At 68.4% G+C, this 17,130-nt stretch carries 13 protein-coding genes; 5 read left to right on the top strand and 8 right to left on the bottom strand.

What is annotated here, in order from left to right; genetic code table 11:
* Window positions 1-16: 16 nt before the first annotated feature.
* From ACWGLC_RS06295 to ACWGLC_RS06280, 4 genes are all read left to right on the top strand, one after another.
* Complete coding sequence (locus tag ACWGLC_RS06295; protein WP_452099091.1) at window positions 17-577, top strand: hypothetical protein; 561 nt, start codon at window positions 17-19, stop codon at window positions 575-577.
* Window positions 578-637: 60 nt separating this feature from the next.
* The gene (locus tag ACWGLC_RS06290; protein WP_452099090.1) at window positions 638-1,786 is read left to right on the top strand and encodes a MalY/PatB family protein; all 1,149 of its coding nucleotides are present in this window, start codon (window positions 638-640) and stop codon (window positions 1,784-1,786) included.
* 364 nt (window positions 1,787-2,150) lie between these two features.
* Window positions 2,151-2,951: an HtaA domain-containing protein gene (locus tag ACWGLC_RS06285; RefSeq protein ID WP_452099089.1), complete on the top strand. Its 801-nt coding sequence runs from the start codon at window positions 2,151-2,153 to the stop codon at window positions 2,949-2,951.
* Between the two features lie 104 nt (window positions 2,952-3,055).
* Window positions 3,056-3,802, top strand: coding sequence for a biliverdin-producing heme oxygenase (locus tag ACWGLC_RS06280; protein ID WP_452099088.1), 747 nt, complete (start codon window positions 3,056-3,058; stop codon window positions 3,800-3,802).
* A 157-nt stretch (window positions 3,803-3,959) separates the two neighbouring features.
* On the opposite strand, the gene ACWGLC_RS06275 is transcribed toward ACWGLC_RS06280, so the two are convergent.
* From ACWGLC_RS06275 to ACWGLC_RS06240, 8 genes are all read right to left on the bottom strand, one after another.
* Window positions 3,960-4,664, bottom strand: coding sequence for a hypothetical protein (locus ACWGLC_RS06275; RefSeq protein WP_452099087.1), 705 nt, complete (start codon window positions 4,662-4,664; stop codon window positions 3,960-3,962).
* A 1-nt stretch (window position 4,665) separates the two neighbouring features.
* Window positions 4,666-6,093: an HtaA domain-containing protein gene (locus tag ACWGLC_RS06270; RefSeq protein WP_452099086.1), complete on the bottom strand. Its 1,428-nt coding sequence runs from the start codon at window positions 6,091-6,093 to the stop codon at window positions 4,666-4,668.
* Window positions 6,090-7,541 (bottom strand): hypothetical protein, encoded by a 1,452-nt coding sequence (locus ACWGLC_RS06265; RefSeq protein WP_452099085.1) that lies wholly within the window; start codon window positions 7,539-7,541, stop codon window positions 6,090-6,092. Before ACWGLC_RS06265 ends, ACWGLC_RS06270 begins: the two co-directional genes overlap by 4 nt.
* On the bottom strand, window positions 7,538-8,407 hold the full coding sequence (locus ACWGLC_RS06260; protein ID WP_452099084.1) for a heme ABC transporter ATP-binding protein: 870 nt from the start codon (window positions 8,405-8,407) through the stop codon (window positions 7,538-7,540). Before ACWGLC_RS06260 ends, ACWGLC_RS06265 begins: the two co-directional genes overlap by 4 nt.
* On the bottom strand, window positions 8,404-9,531 hold the full coding sequence (locus ACWGLC_RS06255) for a FecCD family ABC transporter permease (RefSeq protein ID WP_452099083.1): 1,128 nt from the start codon (window positions 9,529-9,531) through the stop codon (window positions 8,404-8,406). Before ACWGLC_RS06255 ends, ACWGLC_RS06260 begins: the two co-directional genes overlap by 4 nt.
* Window positions 9,528-10,655: a heme/hemin ABC transporter substrate-binding protein gene (locus ACWGLC_RS06250; protein WP_452099082.1), complete on the bottom strand. Its 1,128-nt coding sequence runs from the start codon at window positions 10,653-10,655 to the stop codon at window positions 9,528-9,530. Before ACWGLC_RS06250 ends, ACWGLC_RS06255 begins: the two co-directional genes overlap by 4 nt.
* A gap of 313 nt (window positions 10,656-10,968) precedes the next feature.
* Complete coding sequence (locus ACWGLC_RS06245; RefSeq protein ID WP_452099081.1) at window positions 10,969-13,158, bottom strand: 3-hydroxyacyl-CoA dehydrogenase NAD-binding domain-containing protein; 2,190 nt, start codon at window positions 13,156-13,158, stop codon at window positions 10,969-10,971.
* A gap of 42 nt (window positions 13,159-13,200) precedes the next feature.
* On the bottom strand, window positions 13,201-14,412 hold the full coding sequence (locus ACWGLC_RS06240) for an acetyl-CoA C-acetyltransferase (RefSeq protein ID WP_452099080.1): 1,212 nt from the start codon (window positions 14,410-14,412) through the stop codon (window positions 13,201-13,203).
* Between the two features lie 134 nt (window positions 14,413-14,546).
* On the opposite strand from ACWGLC_RS06240, the gene malQ reads away from it, so the two are divergent.
* Entirely contained in the window at window positions 14,547-16,943 is a 2,397-nt protein-coding gene (malQ, locus tag ACWGLC_RS06235) for a 4-alpha-glucanotransferase (protein ID WP_452099079.1), read from the top strand.
* Window positions 16,944-17,130 lie beyond the last annotated feature (187 nt).

The following is a 17,130-nucleotide window of genomic DNA, read 5'->3' as shown; positions in this document are numbered from 1 at the left end:
GTGGTGGACTGGGGACATGTCTCCACGGTTCACACCCCGCGCCCTCGGCACCGCTGCCGCCGCCTTCGCCCTCGCGGTGGGCCTCGCCCCCGCCGCCTCCGGGCAGCCGGCCGATCTGATGGGCCCACCCTTCCCGCCGCCCGCACCGATCCCCGCCGATGCGCAGTATGTGGGCACCCAGGCCACCGTCGGCCTCGACGACCCGGGGTTCTGGCAGCTCGGCTCCACTCCGATGCGGGTGGTGTCGCACGACCCCGCCGACTCACCGGCGTGGTGTGACGGGTACTGGGCCGTCCCCGGCACCCGCTGCTGGCAGGTCAGCCCAGTCGGCCAGGCGGTGGAACTGCGACGGTTCTCCCTGTTCAGCGACGCCTGGAACGGGTCGTCGGACCCGTGGGGGCGAGCCGCCTACCGGGCCGGGTACCAGATCGCGATCGACAACGGCTGGGACTACACCTCCGGCGGGATCTTCGTCCCCACCGGGTCCGGGACCACCTACTCCACGATGATGCCGCTGGGCAGCCCGTACAACGACGCGGACGTGTGGGTGGCACCGGGCGTGATTCCCGGGAGCTGACGGACCGCGAACCGGCAACTAGCCTGGAGGTCCTGCCCGCCCCGGTCGAAAGGACCCCACATGCCATTTCCCCTGGATGTTCCCGAGTCCGTGCTGCGCAACCGGCGGAGTCAGAAGTGGCAGGCCTATCCGGAGGACGTGTTGCCGCTGTTCGTGGCGGAGACCGACGTGCTTCTCGCGCCCGCCATTCAGGAGCGTCTGACCGCCGCGGTCGCCGACGGGGACACCGGGTACTTCACCGAGATCGAACGGTTCGCCGGGGTCTGCGCGCGCTTCTACTCGCGGTTCGGTTACGAGGTGCCCGAGGAGACCGTGGTGCCGGTCAACGACGTGGGCGTGGGGGTGCGCGAGACGCTGGCGCGGACCCTGCCGGTGGGCGCCGGCGTCGTGTACACGCCGCCGGTGTACATGCCGTTCGGGCCGTGGATCCGGCGGGTGGGGATGTCGCCGGTGGCGGTGCCGCTGATCGACCACGACGACGACAACCCCCGCCTCGATCTCCCCGGCATCGAGCGGGCCCTGGCCGATGGCGCACGTGCCGTGCTGCTGAGCCACCCGCACAATCCCACCGGCGTGCTGCACTCCGATGCCGAGTTGGCCGAGCTCGCAGACCTGGCCGCGCGGTACGACGCCGTGGTGGTCTCGGATGAGATCTGGGCACCGCTGGCCATGCCCGGGGTCGATTTCCGCTCGTTCCTCGCAGTGTCCGAGACCGCCCGCGAGGTGGGGCTGGCCATCTCGTCGGCGTCCAAAGCGTTCAACCTGGCGGGGCTCAAGTGCGCGTTCGTGATCAACGGGAATCCCGGCAAGTTCGCGGTCCCGCGCTCGGCACTGTCGGGCGCGGTCGGGCATTTCGGCGCGCTGGCCGGCGAGGCGGCACTGGTGGATTCCCTCGACTGGTTGGACGAGATGCGGGCGGCGCTCGCCTCGAACTTGGACCTCATGGAGCGGCTGCTGGCCGAGCACCTGCCCCGCGCCCGGTGGCGTCGGCCCGACGCCGGATTCGTGGCGTGGATCGACCTGCGCGCGTACCCGGGCCTCGGCGACGACCCGGCCGCTCTTTTCCTGGACGAGGCCCGCGTGGCGCTGAGCCCCGGGCCCGCGTTCGGCGCCCAGGGCAAGGGCTTCGTTCGCATCAATTTCGCGTGCTCCGAGGAGATCCTCACGGAAGCCTTCGTGAGGATGGGGCGCGTCGCCGCCGCCCACTGACCCGCCACCACCACCCAGCCATCGCGCCCGCTCGCACGGAGATTGTTCAACAGGATTCGCGAGAGTTTCAACTTTCTCGCAACTCCCTGTTGAGTAACTTCTGCGGATCTTTCTCGACAGCGGCCGGTTCCTCTGCCGGTCCGTTCCTGCGCGGGTTTCATGCCGACCACCTGCCAAAACGCCGACCGAATCGATCTCTCGGCCCGCGTGGATGCGCCCCGCCCAGACCGCCATGTGTTGCAAATCACACATCGCTAGTTAAGGTTAGGCTCCCCTTCTATGGATAAGGTTAGGCTCGCCTCAGTTGAGGTTGCCGATCCGGGCGCATCGGATGCCCGGTACGACCAACACGAAGGATCCATCCATGCTCCGCTCCGCCTCTCGCTCCGGCGCCGTCGCACTGACTTCGGCCGCCCTCATGGGCCTGTCCGCTCTCGCCATCCCCGCCGTCGCCGTCGCTGACGATGCCACCTGTGCCCCCGAGGACGTGACCTACTCCGTCGATGGCGGCGCCATAAAGTGGGGCGTCAAGCAGTCGTTCCGCAGCTACCTCGCTGGCCCGATTGCCCACGGCGGCTGGGAGCTGGACGGGACCACCTTCGAAGGCAGCGAGCGCGGCGCTGACGGACAGTTCGTGTGGCCGATCGCCGACGGAGCCGGCACCATCGGGGAGGACGGCTCCGCCTCGGCCTCCGGGACCGGAAGCGTCCGGATGCACGGGCATGAAAACGTTCTGGACACGACCCTGTCCAACCCCACTGTTGCGATCAACGGCACAGCCGGCGAGATCAAGGTGGACTACCGTGCCAAGAAGCCCGAGGGATTCACCCCCACGGCGCCCTTCGAGTGGGTCGAGGGCACCCAGAGCACCGGCGCTACTTTCTCGCTCGATGCAGCCCAGGACTTCACGCGGGCCGGCGAGGTCACAGTGACGACTACCAACGCCCTACTCTCGGCAGAGCTCAACGATGCGATGGGCGACTTCTACGGCGCGGGCGCGGAGGTCGACAATGTCACCCTCGTCCTCAACGTGACCGAGTCCTGCACCACCGAGCCGGGGGGCGACGATAACGGCGGTGGCGATAACGACGGTGACGGCGATGACAACAACGGCGGCGGAATCTTCGGCTCGCTCGGCACCATCTTCGGCTCACTTGGATTCTGACGCCTGACGAATGACGTAACGCGCTTTTCCGCGCGCATTAGAACGGCCTCCGAATGAGGAGTGGACTCGAGAGAGGATTCACCCCATTCGGAGGCCGATCCATATTGTCTGAACACCCGTCGATCGACGATTCCGACCGGCAATTTCGCTATGAATTCATGGCCGCCGATGAAGTACTCTCATTAGGCAAACCTCACCAGCATGGAGAATCAATGGAGACCACAATTCCCGCCCCCCTGTCCGCCGCGCTTCACGATTCCACGATGGACGCACATGAGCGCGCCGAGACAGCCACCTTCATCACGCGATTGATGGGCGGGGAAGGCTCGCCGGTCGGCCTGGTGGCCCTCCTTCGGCAGTCGCTGCCCGTTTATGAGGCACTGGAGAACGCGTGCCGAGACGTCGGCCCAGATCCAAGAATCACACCGATTCTCGATTCTCGGCTCGACCGCACGGCGGCGCTGCGAGCTGACCTTGAGTTCCATCGGGTCGAGGGCCGCACATTCGAGGCAATCGTGCCCGCCGTCGAGGACTACGTGACCGAACTGAGTGCATGCGCCGGCAACGCGGCCGCGCTGATAGGGCATCACTACGTCCGCTACCTCGGCGACCTGTCGGGCGGGCAGATCATCAAGACCATGGTCCGCCGCCACTACGGGCTCGAGGACGGACTGAGCTTCTATGAGTTCGACATCGATAAGCCCAAGGTCTACAAGGACAACTACCGCAGCGCGCTCAACTCGCTCCCGTTGAGCGACGAGGACCGACAGGAGGCGCTCGACGCCGCCACCCGCGCCTTCGACCTCAATCACCGGATCTTCCTCGACCTGGAGGCCGCCGGCGTCAAGTGACGCTTCGCGAGGCAACGCCCCGGGTCCGGTGAGCGGACCCGGGGCGTTGTCGTCGTCGTACTTGGTTCCTTCACCACCCACTATCTGCAGAGACACCACGGCCCCGACACCAACTCAGGAGGTGTCGGGGCCGAGTGCGATCTGACCGGCGTCCCGGTCAGAAGATGGGGAACAGCCCTGTCAGACTGCCGAGCGGACTGGTCGCGGGCTCGGCGAAGCTGATCGGCTGATAGGTCTCCCACGCTGCGTGCTTCGCGCCACTGCCTGCGTAGGTGTAGATCCCGAGATTGCCGTTAGCGTCGCCAGCTTTGTCCTCGACAAGCGCCTTGGACACCGTGAAGGTCGCGGTAAAGCTGCCGTCGGCGCCCAGCACGATCGCGCCGTCCTCGGCACCGCCGATTGTCTCGACGTCCTCGGCGTTGACGGCCCAATGCTGCGTGATGATCTTTCGAGCGGAGGAGGCTGCGTCCTCGGACGGCTTCCACTCGTCGGCGAACTTGCCAAGGATCACGTAGACACCGGGGGCCTTGCCTGCGAGCGGCGGCCGGGCCCCTACGACCGAATCGTCCTTGAAACCAGTCCCGGTGACGGTGATCTCGTGCTCGCCGTTCGCGCTGATCACCGACTGCGAGAGGGTCACCCGCGGACCCTCTGCCTGCTGAGATTCGTCCTGTGGGGCCTCGCCGGAGCCCGCCGCGGAGGCGGAGGCGATGATCTGCAGGAGCGTGTCCGCCAGTGTGCCGGTGGTCGCGTTGTCGGCGTTGGCCGCGGGGGCCAGTGCGACGCCAGCAATCAACGCGGCGGCGCCGAGCGCGGTGCTCCGCCGAGCTGCGCGGGCGAACCTATCGGAGGAAGACTTCACATCAGTCCTTTCTGAGAACTGCTTGGTAGAAGAGGCCTGCCGCGAGCGCGAGCAGGACCCCACCGACCCACCATTGCCACTGTGGGAGGGTGTTTCCCGCGTCTGACGAGGCGGAAGTGTTGGAGTAGACGACGTCGGTCAGCGGCAGGTTCGCAGCGACCGGCATGGTGCCCGGGTCCGCGACAGAAGTAGGCGCCGCGCTCGCCGCCGCGGGGGTGCTGCCCCCAGCGGAACCACCGCTCGAGTTCGCGGCCACTGCGCCCACCGTGCCGGCGGTCATCGAGGTTCCAGCGCTGTAGTACTCCTCGTACTCGTACGCGAACTCCTCGTCCACCACCAGCTCGCTGTCAACGGTGGAGTCGACCACCGCGGTCTCACCCCAGGCGCCCTGAGCCCCCTGGTCAGCGTTGGCCGCGCCTGGCTGGAGCGGCTTCCATGCCTCGTCCATCCAGGCGGCGGCGGTGTCGGAGACGTCGGTTCCGGCCGAGCGGAGGATGTCCTCAACCGTGTCGTCGAAGACCTGGCCGAGGATGCCCTTGGAGCTGCCGCCGTCATCGATGTCGGTCCGGTCGTCTGAATCCCAGCTAACTGTGAGCGGCAACGGTGGCTTACGTGGATCGGCAGACAGACCTGTCGAGTAGAAGTAGTCGCCGATCCCGACCTCCTGCAGGAAATCGACAAAATCCGGCGGAAATGACCCAAAGGAATCTCCGCCTGTTTGGTTGCCCGCAGAATAGACGACACCAAAGTATTCTGGCTCGACCGAGAACCCGGACTCCTTTTTGAACAAGTCCTTTAACGAAAGTTCAGCTATCGTAACGCCAGCTTCGTCAGGCAGGGGGTTCCATACCCCGCCATCTCGGCTCGACGCCACCCCGCCCAGGGTTGCGGACAGCTTTGCGCGCCCCTTTTCAATCTTCAACTCCGGATCGCTAATTGTGAAAAAAGACATTCCCGAGTAATAGATTACGCTTGCAGTTCCAGTCCATTTCACTGAAGCGGTCTGTTGGTCCGGATCAACGGTTCCCTCCCCGCCCGTGAAGACGAACTGCATTTCGGACGAAGTCTTACTGTCCGGAGCAGCATCGCGCCAATTGGCTTTGATCCCCGGGGTCTTCTCGATCTGGACTTCACCTTCTGAGTTTTTCCACTCCGTCGCGGTGATGCGATCAGCCTCACCCTTGATGACCTCGGTGGCATCTCCGGCGGTTAAGAAGTTGTGACCCATGAAGTTCTTTATTCCCGAACTCTCACGGTTCAGTCCCCATCGGAGTTCGGCGTTTTCCAGCTTCAGTTCAGAGGCTGAGGTGCCGTCACCACCGTCCTGAGCCCGGGCGAGCGGGGCACCGAGCAGCACGCTCAGCACCAGCGCAAGCACCATTGCCAGGGCGAAGCCGTGCCGAAGGGCCGACTGTGATTGCCGGTTCATCGCAGATCCTTCTTCTCGAATTCGGTCGTGGAGTTGTCGGCGCCGCCGGCCATCGCCGGGTGCGGGAACGGGGTCGACGTGGGCGGATACGCCTCGTATGCAGAGCCTGCAGCCTCGGGACTGCCGTCCGGCCTGGTGTGGAGATCCGGGTCGGAGGCGTTGTTGTCGTCGTCATCGTTGTCGCCATCCGGCGACTCGGAATCGGCCGCCGCCTGGCGACGCTTGATGACCAACGCGCCCACTGCGAGCAACATCAGCGCCGCCAGTGCGAGGAAGATCCACTTGAACGAGCTCTGCAGCCCCGAGGACGATGCCGCAGGGGCGATGGCCACCCGGACAGGGAACCGCTCCACGGCCTCCAGGGCGGATCCGGCACCGGCCGCGCGAATCTCATGGGTGCCCGGCTCGAGATCCTCGGGCAGAACGATCACGCCGGCGACCTCGCCGTCGACGCCCGCGATCACAGGGCCGACCGCCGCGTCTCCCTCACCGAGCACCACGTACACCTGCTCCCCCGGCCAGAAGCCGGCAGCGGCGAAGCCCATCGCACCACCGGGGCGGGCCGACTTGCGGTCGACCTCCACCACGGCAGCCCCGCTCAGTTGCGTTCCGCCGGTCGCGTCCACTGGGCCATCTGCGGCCTCGCCCTCAGGCGAGACCGCGTCACCATCGCCGCTGGCCTGGCCCACCCCGGCATCCGCGGAGCCCGAGGAAACCGATCCTCGCACCGACACCGAGCCCTGCGCCCGGCCCGAGGCCCGCCCGGCCGCGGCGGAGCGCCCGGACTGTCCGCCGTTGTCGGCCCGCGCTGCCGGCGCCTCGCCCGCGGGGGCCGCAGCCCCCTCGTCGGCGGCCGGTGCCGCCCCGCCCTGGAACGTCACCGGCGTGAAGGACTCGTTGGCCCCGTTGCGCACGCCGTGCGCGCCCCAGGTGAAGAAACCGCACGTCATCTTGAGGCAGTCAATGCGCTTGCCGCCGGCACCGGTGAACGTGGGGCCGGGAACCGTGAGCTGGACCCGGAACGACCCGTCACTTCCCATCGTGCCCTGGGCCTCCCCGGCCGTGGACGAGCCGGGGAACGCCACGAACGCCTGGTAGCCCTTGTTGTTCTTGGATTGATCGTCGGGGACGTAGTCGTAGGCGTTCCCGGTGGTTCCACCCTTCGACGGGCCCCAGCTGGAGCCGTTGACCCAGCCGAAGCCCACGTACACCCCACCGAAGCCACCGTCGATGGCCTGGAAACCGGACCCGGACACGGTGAAGGTCGTGGGACCCGAACTCGATGCGACCGCACCGCCCAGCGAGCTCGACACACTCAACCGGGCCGCGGCCTGCGCGGGCGCCGCGGTCGCGACGGTCAGGATGCCGGCACCGAACAGCGCCACCACGGCGGCCACCACGAGCCGGCGCGCCAGTTCCTGCGCCGGACGGACTCTGGGGTGTGTCACGAGAACTCCTTGACGAGAGCGGGATCGGAATCGGGAACAGGAACCTCGAGCCCCTGGGATCCCGGCAGCCGCAGACCGCGTCGATCCGGCGTGACCAGCAGGTCGCCGGTCACGGGGTGCCGATGGATGAGTACCGCCTGGTGGTAGACCTCCTCGATCAACTCGGCGGTGAGGACCGAGGCGGGCGGCCCTTCCGCACGGACCCGACCGTTCGAGATCATCACCATCCGGTCCGACCACGCGGCCGCCAACGCCAGGTCGTGGAGCACCACGACCACCGCGCCACCGGCGTCGGCCATATCGCGGGCCCGGCCCAGGACGAGCTCCTGGTGACGCAGATCCACGGCCGCCGTCGGCTCGTCCAGTAGGAGGATGCCCGTGCTCTGGGCCAGCGCCCTCGACAGGGACACCCGAGCCTTCTCGCCGCCCGACAGCGTCGGGAAGGTCCGGTCGCAGAGATGCGTGGTGTCGGTGGCGGCGATCGACTCGTCGATGATCATCTCGTCGTCGTCGCCCTCGGGATGCCCCGCCCAGGGGGCGCGGCCCATGGCCACCACTTCCCGCACGGTGAACGGGAACGCCACCGAGTTGGCCTGGGTCAGCAGTGCGCGGCGGCGCGCCAGGTCCCCCAGTTTCCACTGGCGCAGGTCCCGGCCGTCCACCACGACGCGTCCGGACGCGGGCTCCGTGTCGCCCGCGACCACGCCCAACAGCGTCGACTTGCCGGCGCCGTTGGGGCCGACCAGCGCCAGCACCTCGCCGGCGCGAACATCCAGGCGAACATTGTCCAGCAGAACCCGGCCGCCGATCCGAACCGTGACCTCCTCCGCCGAAAGCACCGGCGACCGGGCTTCCTGTGCACTCATCCCCAGCCTCCTGCCGTGCGGCGCGTCCGGTGGAGGAGCCAGAAGAAGAACGGCCCGCCCACCGCCGCGGTGACCATGCCCAGCGGCAGTTCCGCGTAATTGACCGCGGTGCGCGCCACCATGTCGGCGGCGAGCAGGCAGACGGCCCCTCCCAGCGCGGACGCCGGCAGCAACAGTCGGTGCCCGGGGCCGGCGACCATGCGGATCAGATGCGGCACCACCAGTCCGACGAACGAGACGATGCCGCAGAAACTCACGGCGGCGGCCGTGAGCAGCCCCACCAGCACGATGGAGAAGATGCGCAGTCGCTCCACGTTCACGCCGAGGTGGCGGGCGGGCCGCTCCCCCAGCGACAACAGGTCGAGCGGGCGGGCCAGACGTGCGGCCAGCAGCACCCCGAGCAGGGCCAGGGGCGCCACCACGAACACGTGGTCCCACCGACTGCCATTGAGGCTGCCCAGCTGCCAGAACACGATCTCCTCGCGCGCCTGGGTGTCGCCGAGGAACATGAGGAACGCGAGCGCGGCGCCGGCCACCGCGTTGACGGCGATGCCGGTCAGGACGAGGGTGACGACCTCCGTCCGGCCGTTACTACGGCTGAAAAGGTAGACGGCGGCCGTGGTGATGATGCCGGCCACGAACGCGCACAGCACACTGGTCCACGCGCCGAAGGCGGTCAGTCCGAACACGATCGCGGACGCGGCGCCCACGGCGGCGCCCGCGGACACGCCCACCACACTCGGCTCGGCGAGCGGGTTCCCGAACGCGCCCTGCATGAGCGCACCCGCCACGGACAGGGCCGCCCCCACGACGATCGCCATCGCCACACGCGGGAAGCGCACACTCCACAGCGTCGCGTCGGCGCGCGGGTGGCTCTCGACGGGCCCCACGTCCAGGCCGAGGCCCCGCAGGAACCCCGACGCCACCTCCGCGGGCGGGATCGCGAGCTGCCCCGAGGCCGTGGCGACCACCGCGAGCACCAGGAGTGCAATCAGCAGGCCCGCAACCAAGAGTCCCCCGGTGAGCAGCCGGTTCGCCGAGCCCGCCGCCCCCTTGACCGGACCGTCCGTGGTGTACCGTCGCGCCGCGCGTGCCGCGGTGGGCCGCTCCTCGGTGACGGTCACAGCGCGTCGGGGGCGTAGAGCGCCACGGCGAGCGCGTTGAGCACCGCCGGAGTGCGGGTGCCGAACGAGAGCAGCAGGTCGTCGTTCATCGAGATCACCCGACGGTTCGCGCCGGCCGGCGTCTGTTCCATGGCCGGGAACTTCTCGAGCAGCCCGTCCACTCCGCCGACCGACTCCAGGCCCTTGTTCATCATGATGATCACGTCCGGCTGCGCGGCGATGAGCCCCTCGTCGTTGGCGGGCTTGGCGCCCTTCCAGCCGACTTCCGAGGAGACGTCGTAGCCGCCAGCGGCGGTGATGAGTGCGTCGGCGCCGCTATCTTCGCCGAACATGTAGTAGACACCGGCGCTGCCACGGGCGTAGAGGAACACGGTGCGCAGCTGGCGGGTTTCACTGTCCGGCGTGATCGTCGCGATCGACTCCTCCGCCTCGGTGATCTGCGCGCGGGTCCGCGCGCCGAGCTCGCGCCCCTGGTCGGGCAAGCCCAACGCCGCGCCGACAGCCTCGGTGAGGGCCTCGACGTTCTCGGGTGAACGGTGGGAGTCGACGACGACGACGGGCACTCCGGCGTCCCGGAGCTGAAGCACCACATCCCACGGTCCGAGCGAGGTGTCGGTGATGATTACGCTGGGGTTGAGCGCAAGGATCGCCTCGGCGTTGAGCTGGTGGCCGTCGGTCGTGACCAGTGGACGGTCGGCGATCTCGGGGAACGAGGACGAGACGTCGCGTCCGATGACGTTGTCCCCGAGCCCCAGCTCGTAGACGATCCGCGAGAGTGTGCCGTAGATGTCCAACGGCAGGATGCGCGAGACGTCGGCCACCTCGACCTCGGTGCCCTGGTTGTCCGTGACCACGGCCGGCAACTGCGGCACGGGGTCGGTCGCGACCGGCGCCACCGGGTCGTCGACGAGCTGAAGAGATAGTTCGCCCTGATACGAACGAGGATCATCGATCGCGGTGACCTCGGAGGCCAGCGGGATACCGGAGACCTTCGCCATGTCTCCGCCGCCCCCGGCCGCGACGCCGCAGGCGGTCAGCGAGGCGACGAGGACCGCTGCTGCGGCCAGGCGAAACGTTCCGCGGGCGCCGGCTCCGCGAGCCGATCCTGTGCGCTGTCTGAGCATGGGCAGAACAGTAGCATTTGAATTGAGGCAAGCCTAACCTAGGTTCGCCAAGGCTTACCTAATTTATAGACCCGCAGTTCACAGCGCTTTCCGTTCGTTGCGCGACCGAAAAGATAGCCCCGGTCACATACCGGGTGCCCAGCCGGAACCTTCTCACCCGAACTGTCTACTTCACTGCGAGAAATGTCTGCAGCACTGCGGTGGCAAGCCGAATCGACCGCGGTGGGGCCGACAAGACCGACGACGGCGGCCGCCCCGGGGAACACGTCCCCGGAGCGGCCGCCGTCTCCTCTCGCACTACGCGAGCTGCCGATCAGCCCTGCTCGGCCGCCAGCTTCTTCAGCGACTCGGTGGGCGCGAAGCGCTCGCCGTACTTCGCGGCCAACTCCTCGGCGCGGGCGACGAAGCCCTTGTAGCCCGAGGCCTCCTTGGCGCCCGGCTCCGAGTAGTTCTTGGCGTACTGGCGGGTGCCGCCGGTCCACGCCGGGAACCCGATGCCGATGATCGAGCCGATGTTGGCGTCGGCGTCGTCGACGATCACGCCCTCGTCAACGCACTTCTGCGTCTCGAGCACCTCGGCGAAGATCATGCGGTCGATCAGGTCCTGCAGCGGCGGGGCGTTGTCCGGCGAGGTGGTGAACGCCTCGCGCAGGCCCGGCCACAGACCGGTGCGCTTGCCGTCGGCGTACTCGTAGAAGCCGGCGCCGGCGGCGCGGCCCGAGCGCTTGATCTCCTCGACCATCTTGAGCACCACGCGGTCCGACGAGCTCGGCACGTACTCCTTGCCCGCGGCCTCCTCGGCCTCACGGGTGGCCTGACGGATCTTGACCATGAGGTTGAGGTTCAGCTCGTCCGACAGCTGCAGCGGGGCGGCCGGGTAACCGGCGATGCGGCCGGCCTGCTCGATGGTCGCGGGCTCGATGCCCTCGTCCAGCATGCCGATCGCCTCGTTGACGAACGTGCCGATGACGCGCGAGGTGTAGAAGCCGCGCGAGTCGTTGACGACGATCGGCACCTTGCGGATGGCGAGCGTGAGATCGATCGCGCGGGCCAGCGCCTCCGGGGTGGTCTTCTCGCCCTTGATGATCTCCACCAGCTGCATCTTGTCGACCGGGGAGAAGAAGTGGATCCCGATGAAGTCCTCGGGGCGCTGGACGCCCGTGGCCAGGTCCGTGATCGGCAGGGTCGAGGTGTTGGAGCCGAGCAGTGCGTCGGGGTTGACGATGCCCTCGATCTCCTGGAAGACCTTCTTCTTCAGCTCGGGAGACTCGAACACGGCCTCGATGACCGTGTCGCAGCCCGCGAGATCCTGCGGGTCGATGGTCGGCGTGATGCGGGCCAGGAGAGCGTCGGACTTCTCCTGGGTGGTGCGGCCACGCTCGAGCGCCTTGGCCTCGATCTTCTCGGAGTAGGCCTTGCCCTTCTCGGCGCCGGCCATCTCGACGTCCTTGAGGACGACCTCCATGCCGGCCTTGGCACACACGTACGCGATGCCCGCGCCCATCATGCCGGCGCCGAGGACGCCGACCTTCTTGAACTCCGTGCGGGGGATCTCCGAGCCGTCGGCGGCCTTGGGGCGGGCGCCGCCGGAGGCGCAGTGCTGCATGTCGAAGAAGAACGCCTGGATCATGTTCTTCGCGATGGGGCCGGTGACGAGCTCGACGAAGTAGCGGGCCTCGATCTTCTCGGCCGTGGCGAAGTCCACCTGCGAGCCCTCGACGGCCGCGGCCATGATGGCGCGCGGCGCCGGGGAGGGCGCGCCCTTGGTCTGCTTACGCATGTTGGCCGGGAAGGAGGGCAGCACGCCGGCCAGAGCCGGATCGCTGATGGTGCCGCCGGGCAGCTTCCAGCCCTTGCGGTCCCACGGCTGGGAGGCCTCGGGCCCGGTGGCCAGCCACGCCTTGGCGGCATCGATCAGCTTCTCGGGCTCGACCACCTCGTCGACCAGCCCCGCCTCGAGGGCCTTGGCCGGGGCGAAGGACTTGCCGGACATGAGGATGTTCGGGACTGCCTGGGCCAGGCCGAACATGCGGACGGTACGGACGATGCCGCCGCCGCCGGGCAGCAGGCCGAGGGTGACCTCCGGGAGTCCGACCTTGGCGCCGCGGGCGTCGGCCATCACGCGGTGGTGGGTCGCGAGCGCGAGCTCGAGTCCCCCGCCGAGGGCCGCACCGTTGATGGCCGCCACGACCGGCACGCCACAGGTCTCGAGGGCGCGCATGCGCTCCTTGATGCCCAGGGACCGGGTGTAGAGGTCCTCGGCGTCGGCGGGGCCGGCCTTGATCATGGACTTGAGGTCGCCGCCGCCGAAGAAGCTCTTCTTGGCGGAGGTCAGGACGACGCCCTTGATGGACTCCTTCTCGGCCTCGATGCGGTCGACGGTCTGCGCGAAGTCCTCGATGAACCGGGCGTTCATCGTGTTGGCGCCGTGGTCGGGGTCATCCATGGTGAGGGTGACGATGCCGTCGCCGTCCTGCTCCCACCGGAACATGTTGTCGCTCACTGGTTTTCTACTCCTGTATGGCTGTGGTGTCGGTGGGCTGGATCAGACGCGCTCGATGATGGTGGCCACGCCCATGCCGCCGCCCACGCAGAGGGTGACGAGGGCGCGCTTGCCGCCGGTGCGCTCGAGCTCGTCGAGCACGGTGCCGGTGATCATGGCGCCGGTGGCGCCGAGCGGATGGCCCATGGCGATGGCGCCGCCGTTGACGTTGAGCTTCTCGTCGGGGATGTTCATGTCCTTCTGGAAGCGGAGGACGACGGAGGCGAACGCCTCGTTGAGTTCCCACAGGTCGATGTCGTCGGCGGTGAGGCCGGCGGTGGCGAGCGCCTTCCGGGCGGCCGGGGTGGGTCCGGTGAGCATGATGGTGGTGTCGGCGCCGGAGGTGGCGGCGGCCACGACGCGGGCGCGCGGGGTCATCCCCATCTCCTTGCCGGCCTTCTCCGAACCGACGACCACCAGCGCGGCGCCGTCGACGATGCCGGACGAGTTGCCACCGTGGTGGACGTGGTTGATCTCCTCGACCCAGTGGTACTTCTGCAGCGCCACGGCGTCGAAGCCACCCATGTCGCCGACCATGGCGAACGAGGGCTTGAGGCCGGCCAGCGACTCGACGGTGGTGCCGGGACGCATGTGCTCGTCGCGGTCCAGGACGGTCAGCCCGTTCATGTCCTTGACGGGCACGACCGACTTGTCGAAGCGGCCCTCCTCCCACGCCTGCGCCGCGAGTCGCTGCGAGCGCTCGGCGTAGCGATCGACATCCTCGCGGGAGAAGCCCTCGAGGGTGGCGATCAGGTCGGCACCGATGCCCTGCGGCGAGAAGTAGGTGTCATAGTTGGTGGCCGGGTCCATGGCCCAGGCGCCGCCGTCGCTGCCCATCGGCACGCGCGACATCGACTCGACGCCGCCGGCGAGGACGACCTCGTCCCAGCCGGAGCGGATCTTCTGAGCAGCCATGTTGATGGACGTCAGGCCGGAGGCACAGAAGCGGTTGATCTGCACGCCGGCGACGGTGTCGGGCATCTTGGCGGCGAGCGCGGCGATACGGGGCAGGTCCATTCCCTGATCGCCGAGCGGGCTGACGATCCCGAGGATGATGTCCGAGATGCGGTTCTCGTCGAGATCCGGGAAGCGGCGACGGGTCTCGTCGATGAGCCCGACGACCAGGTCGATGGGCTTGACCCCGTGCAGGGCGCCGCCTGGCTTGCCCTTACCCCGCGGTGTGCGGATCGCGTCGTAGATGAATGCCTCGGTCATGGGTGGTCCACGGCCTTTCTCTGGGCGGAACTGGTACGTGTTCACGGCTAGGGTACGTGTCGCCCCTCACACGCCGTGGAGTGCGGTCCGTTTTTTGCCCCGCGCGGCCTTTCGCGGGCTGGCACAGTGGGGGTGTGACCGCGACATCCGCCGTTCCCCCAGCCCTTCCCGAAGCCCTGGCCGAACTCGCCGCGGAATGCGGTGTGGCCACGGGGTACACCGATGCGCACGGCGTCCACCGCGACGTCCCCAAGCGCACCGTGCGCGCCGTCCTCGCCGCGATGGGCGTCGGCGCCGGGAGTCGCGCCGACCTCGCCGCGGAAGATGACGACCACGACGACGACAACGCCGCCACCCGCGCCACCGACACCGACGACCGGGCCGCCCTCGAGGAGGTGCGCCTCGCGCCGTGGCGTCGTGTGCTCGCGCCGACCGTGGTCGCCACCGAGGGCGCCACCCGTGTGGTCCCGATCCATGTCCCGCTGGGTGCGAACGTGACAGTCTCGGTCCACCTCGAGGAGACGCCCTCCGCCACCGCCGGGTCCGCCGATCCGATTCCCCTGCTCCCTCTCAGCGGCGACCGCATCCAGCGGGAGGTCGACGGAACACCGATGGAGCAGATCTCCGTGAGTGTGCCCGGCGATCTGCCGGCGGGGTGGCATCAACTGCGTGTTGTCGTCGTCGACCCCGGCGTATCCCCCACCCACACCGCGAGGACAGGCGCCACCGACGCCTCCCGCCCCGACGGAACCCACCCCGGCGCGACCTACACGGCGACGCTTCTCGTCGCGCCGGCGAGCATCCCCGTCCCGGCCGGCCTGGACGAGCGCCGCGCGGTGGGGCTGGCGGCACAGCTCTACCAGGTGCGGTCGGCGACGTCCTGGGGCATGGGCGATCTCGCCGACCTGATGGACCTCGCCACATGGGGCGGCCGCGAGCTGGGCGCCGACTTCGTCCTGGTCAACCCGATGCACGCCGGCGAGCCGTTCCCGCCGGTGAGCCCGTCGCCGTACCTTCCCACGACGCGTCGTTTCGCCTCGCCCTTGTACCTGCACCCCGAGCTGCTGCCCGAGTACGCCGACCTTCCCGATACTGAGCGGACCCGCGTCGACGAGCTCGCCGGCCTCACCGCCGGCACCGAGGCCAACAGGTCGGATTCCCTCGACCGCGACGCCTCGTGGGCCGCCAAGATCGAAGCTCTACGCCTGTTGTACGCAGTACCCCGGACGCCCGACCAGGCCGCAGAGTTCGAACGCTTCATTCGCGAAGGAGGGCCCGGACTCCGATCCTTCGCCACCTGGTGCGCGTTGGCCGGGGAGTACGGGCCGGACTGGGTGAACTGGCCCACTGACCTGCGCGATCCCGAGTCCGAAGCGGTCGAGCGTTTCGCCTCAGCCCACACCGAGGAGATCGACTTCCACCAGTGGCTGCAGTGGGTGACCGCCGAGCAGCGGGCGCGCGCGCAGCGATCGGCACTCGATGCAGGGATGCGACTGGGTATCCTGCATGACCTCGCGGTGGGCGTGCATCCCTCGGGCGCCGACGCATGGTCGCTCAAGCGCTCGCTGGCGCGCGGGGTGTCGGTCGGCGCTCCCCCGGATATCTATAACCAACGGGGGCAGGACTGGTCGCAACCTCCGCTCCGCCCGGACGCGTTGGCCGACAACGGCTACCGACAATTCCGCGATATCGTCCGGGCCGCGTTGCGCGATGCGGGCGGCGTGCGCATCGACCACATCCTCGGGCTCTTCCGTCTGTGGTGGATCCCCGCCGGGTCCCCACCCACCGACGGCACCTACGTCCACTACGACAGTGACGCCATGCTCGCCGTCCTCACCCTCGAAGCGTCACGTGCCGGTGCGGTGGTGGTGGGCGAAGACCTGGGCACCGTTGCCCCGGGCGTGCGCGAGGCCCTGTCCGAGCGCGGCGTGCTGGGGACGTCGGTGATGTGGTTTGAACGGACCGACGACGCCGGCGATACCGACGACGCCCACGACCCGGGCATCTCCGGCGGCGCCCGACACGCTGGAGACGAGTTTGACGACGACAACGCTCCCGCTCGGCCACTGCCACCGGAGGAATACCGCCGCTTGTGCATGGCGTCCGTGACCACCCATGACCTGGCGCCGACCGCCGGGTACATCGATCTCGTCCATGTCGATATCCGTGACGAGCTCGGCCAACTCACCCGCGACGTGGCCGACGAGCGCCGGGACGCGGCCGCGGAGGTGGATGGGTTCGTCACCGCGGTTCGAGAGCGCGGGTTACTCGAGGGCGACTCCCCAGACGACCTCATCGTCGCGTTGCACGCTTTCCTAGCGACGTCGCCGTCTCTGTTGCTCACTGTCTCGCTCGCGGATCTGGTGGGCGACCGCAGACCTGTGAACATGCCCGGTACCTCGACCGAGTACCCCAACTGGTCGGTACCTCTGGCGGATGGGGATGGACGGGCCCTGTTGTTGGAGGATGTGGTGCGCTGTAGCTTGCCGAAGCGGGTGTTCGCCGCTGTGGGTGTGGTGGGTGGTGGGTAGTGGTCCGGGGCTGGCGGGCTGGTGCCGGTGGGCTGGTGCCGGTGGGATGCGGGTTTTGGGGGTGGTTGGAGGCGGGGTGGTGAAATGGCGAGAACCCCAACCCGTGAGGGGTTGGGGTTCTCGCGTGTGAAGTTGTGTTCGGCGGTGACCTACTCTCCCACACCCTCGCGAGTGCAGTACCATCGGC

Source organism: Dietzia sp. NPDC055877 (assembly GCF_053615975.1).
This window is presented reverse-complemented; position numbering and strand designations above follow the sequence as displayed.

Excerpts from the sequence above, each read along its gene's own strand:
- ACWGLC_RS06290 (WP_452099090.1), top strand. The coding sequence starts at position 638 with ATGCCATTTCCCCTGGATGTTCCCGAGTCCGTGCTGCGCAACCGGCGG.
- ACWGLC_RS06270 (WP_452099086.1), bottom strand. The coding sequence starts at position 6,093 with ATGAACCGGCAATCACAGTCGGCCCTTCGGCACGGCTTCGCCCTGGCA.
- ACWGLC_RS06285 (WP_452099089.1), top strand. The coding sequence starts at position 2,151 with ATGCTCCGCTCCGCCTCTCGCTCCGGCGCCGTCGCACTGACTTCGGCC.
- ACWGLC_RS06260 (WP_452099084.1), bottom strand. The coding sequence starts at position 8,407 with ATGAGTGCACAGGAAGCCCGGTCGCCGGTGCTTTCGGCGGAGGAGGTC.
- ACWGLC_RS06240 (WP_452099080.1), bottom strand. The coding sequence starts at position 14,412 with ATGACCGAGGCATTCATCTACGACGCGATCCGCACACCGCGGGGTAAG.
- ACWGLC_RS06250 (WP_452099082.1), bottom strand. The coding sequence starts at position 10,655 with ATGCTCAGACAGCGCACAGGATCGGCTCGCGGAGCCGGCGCCCGCGGA.
- ACWGLC_RS06295 (WP_452099091.1), top strand. The coding sequence starts at position 17 with ATGTCTCCACGGTTCACACCCCGCGCCCTCGGCACCGCTGCCGCCGCC.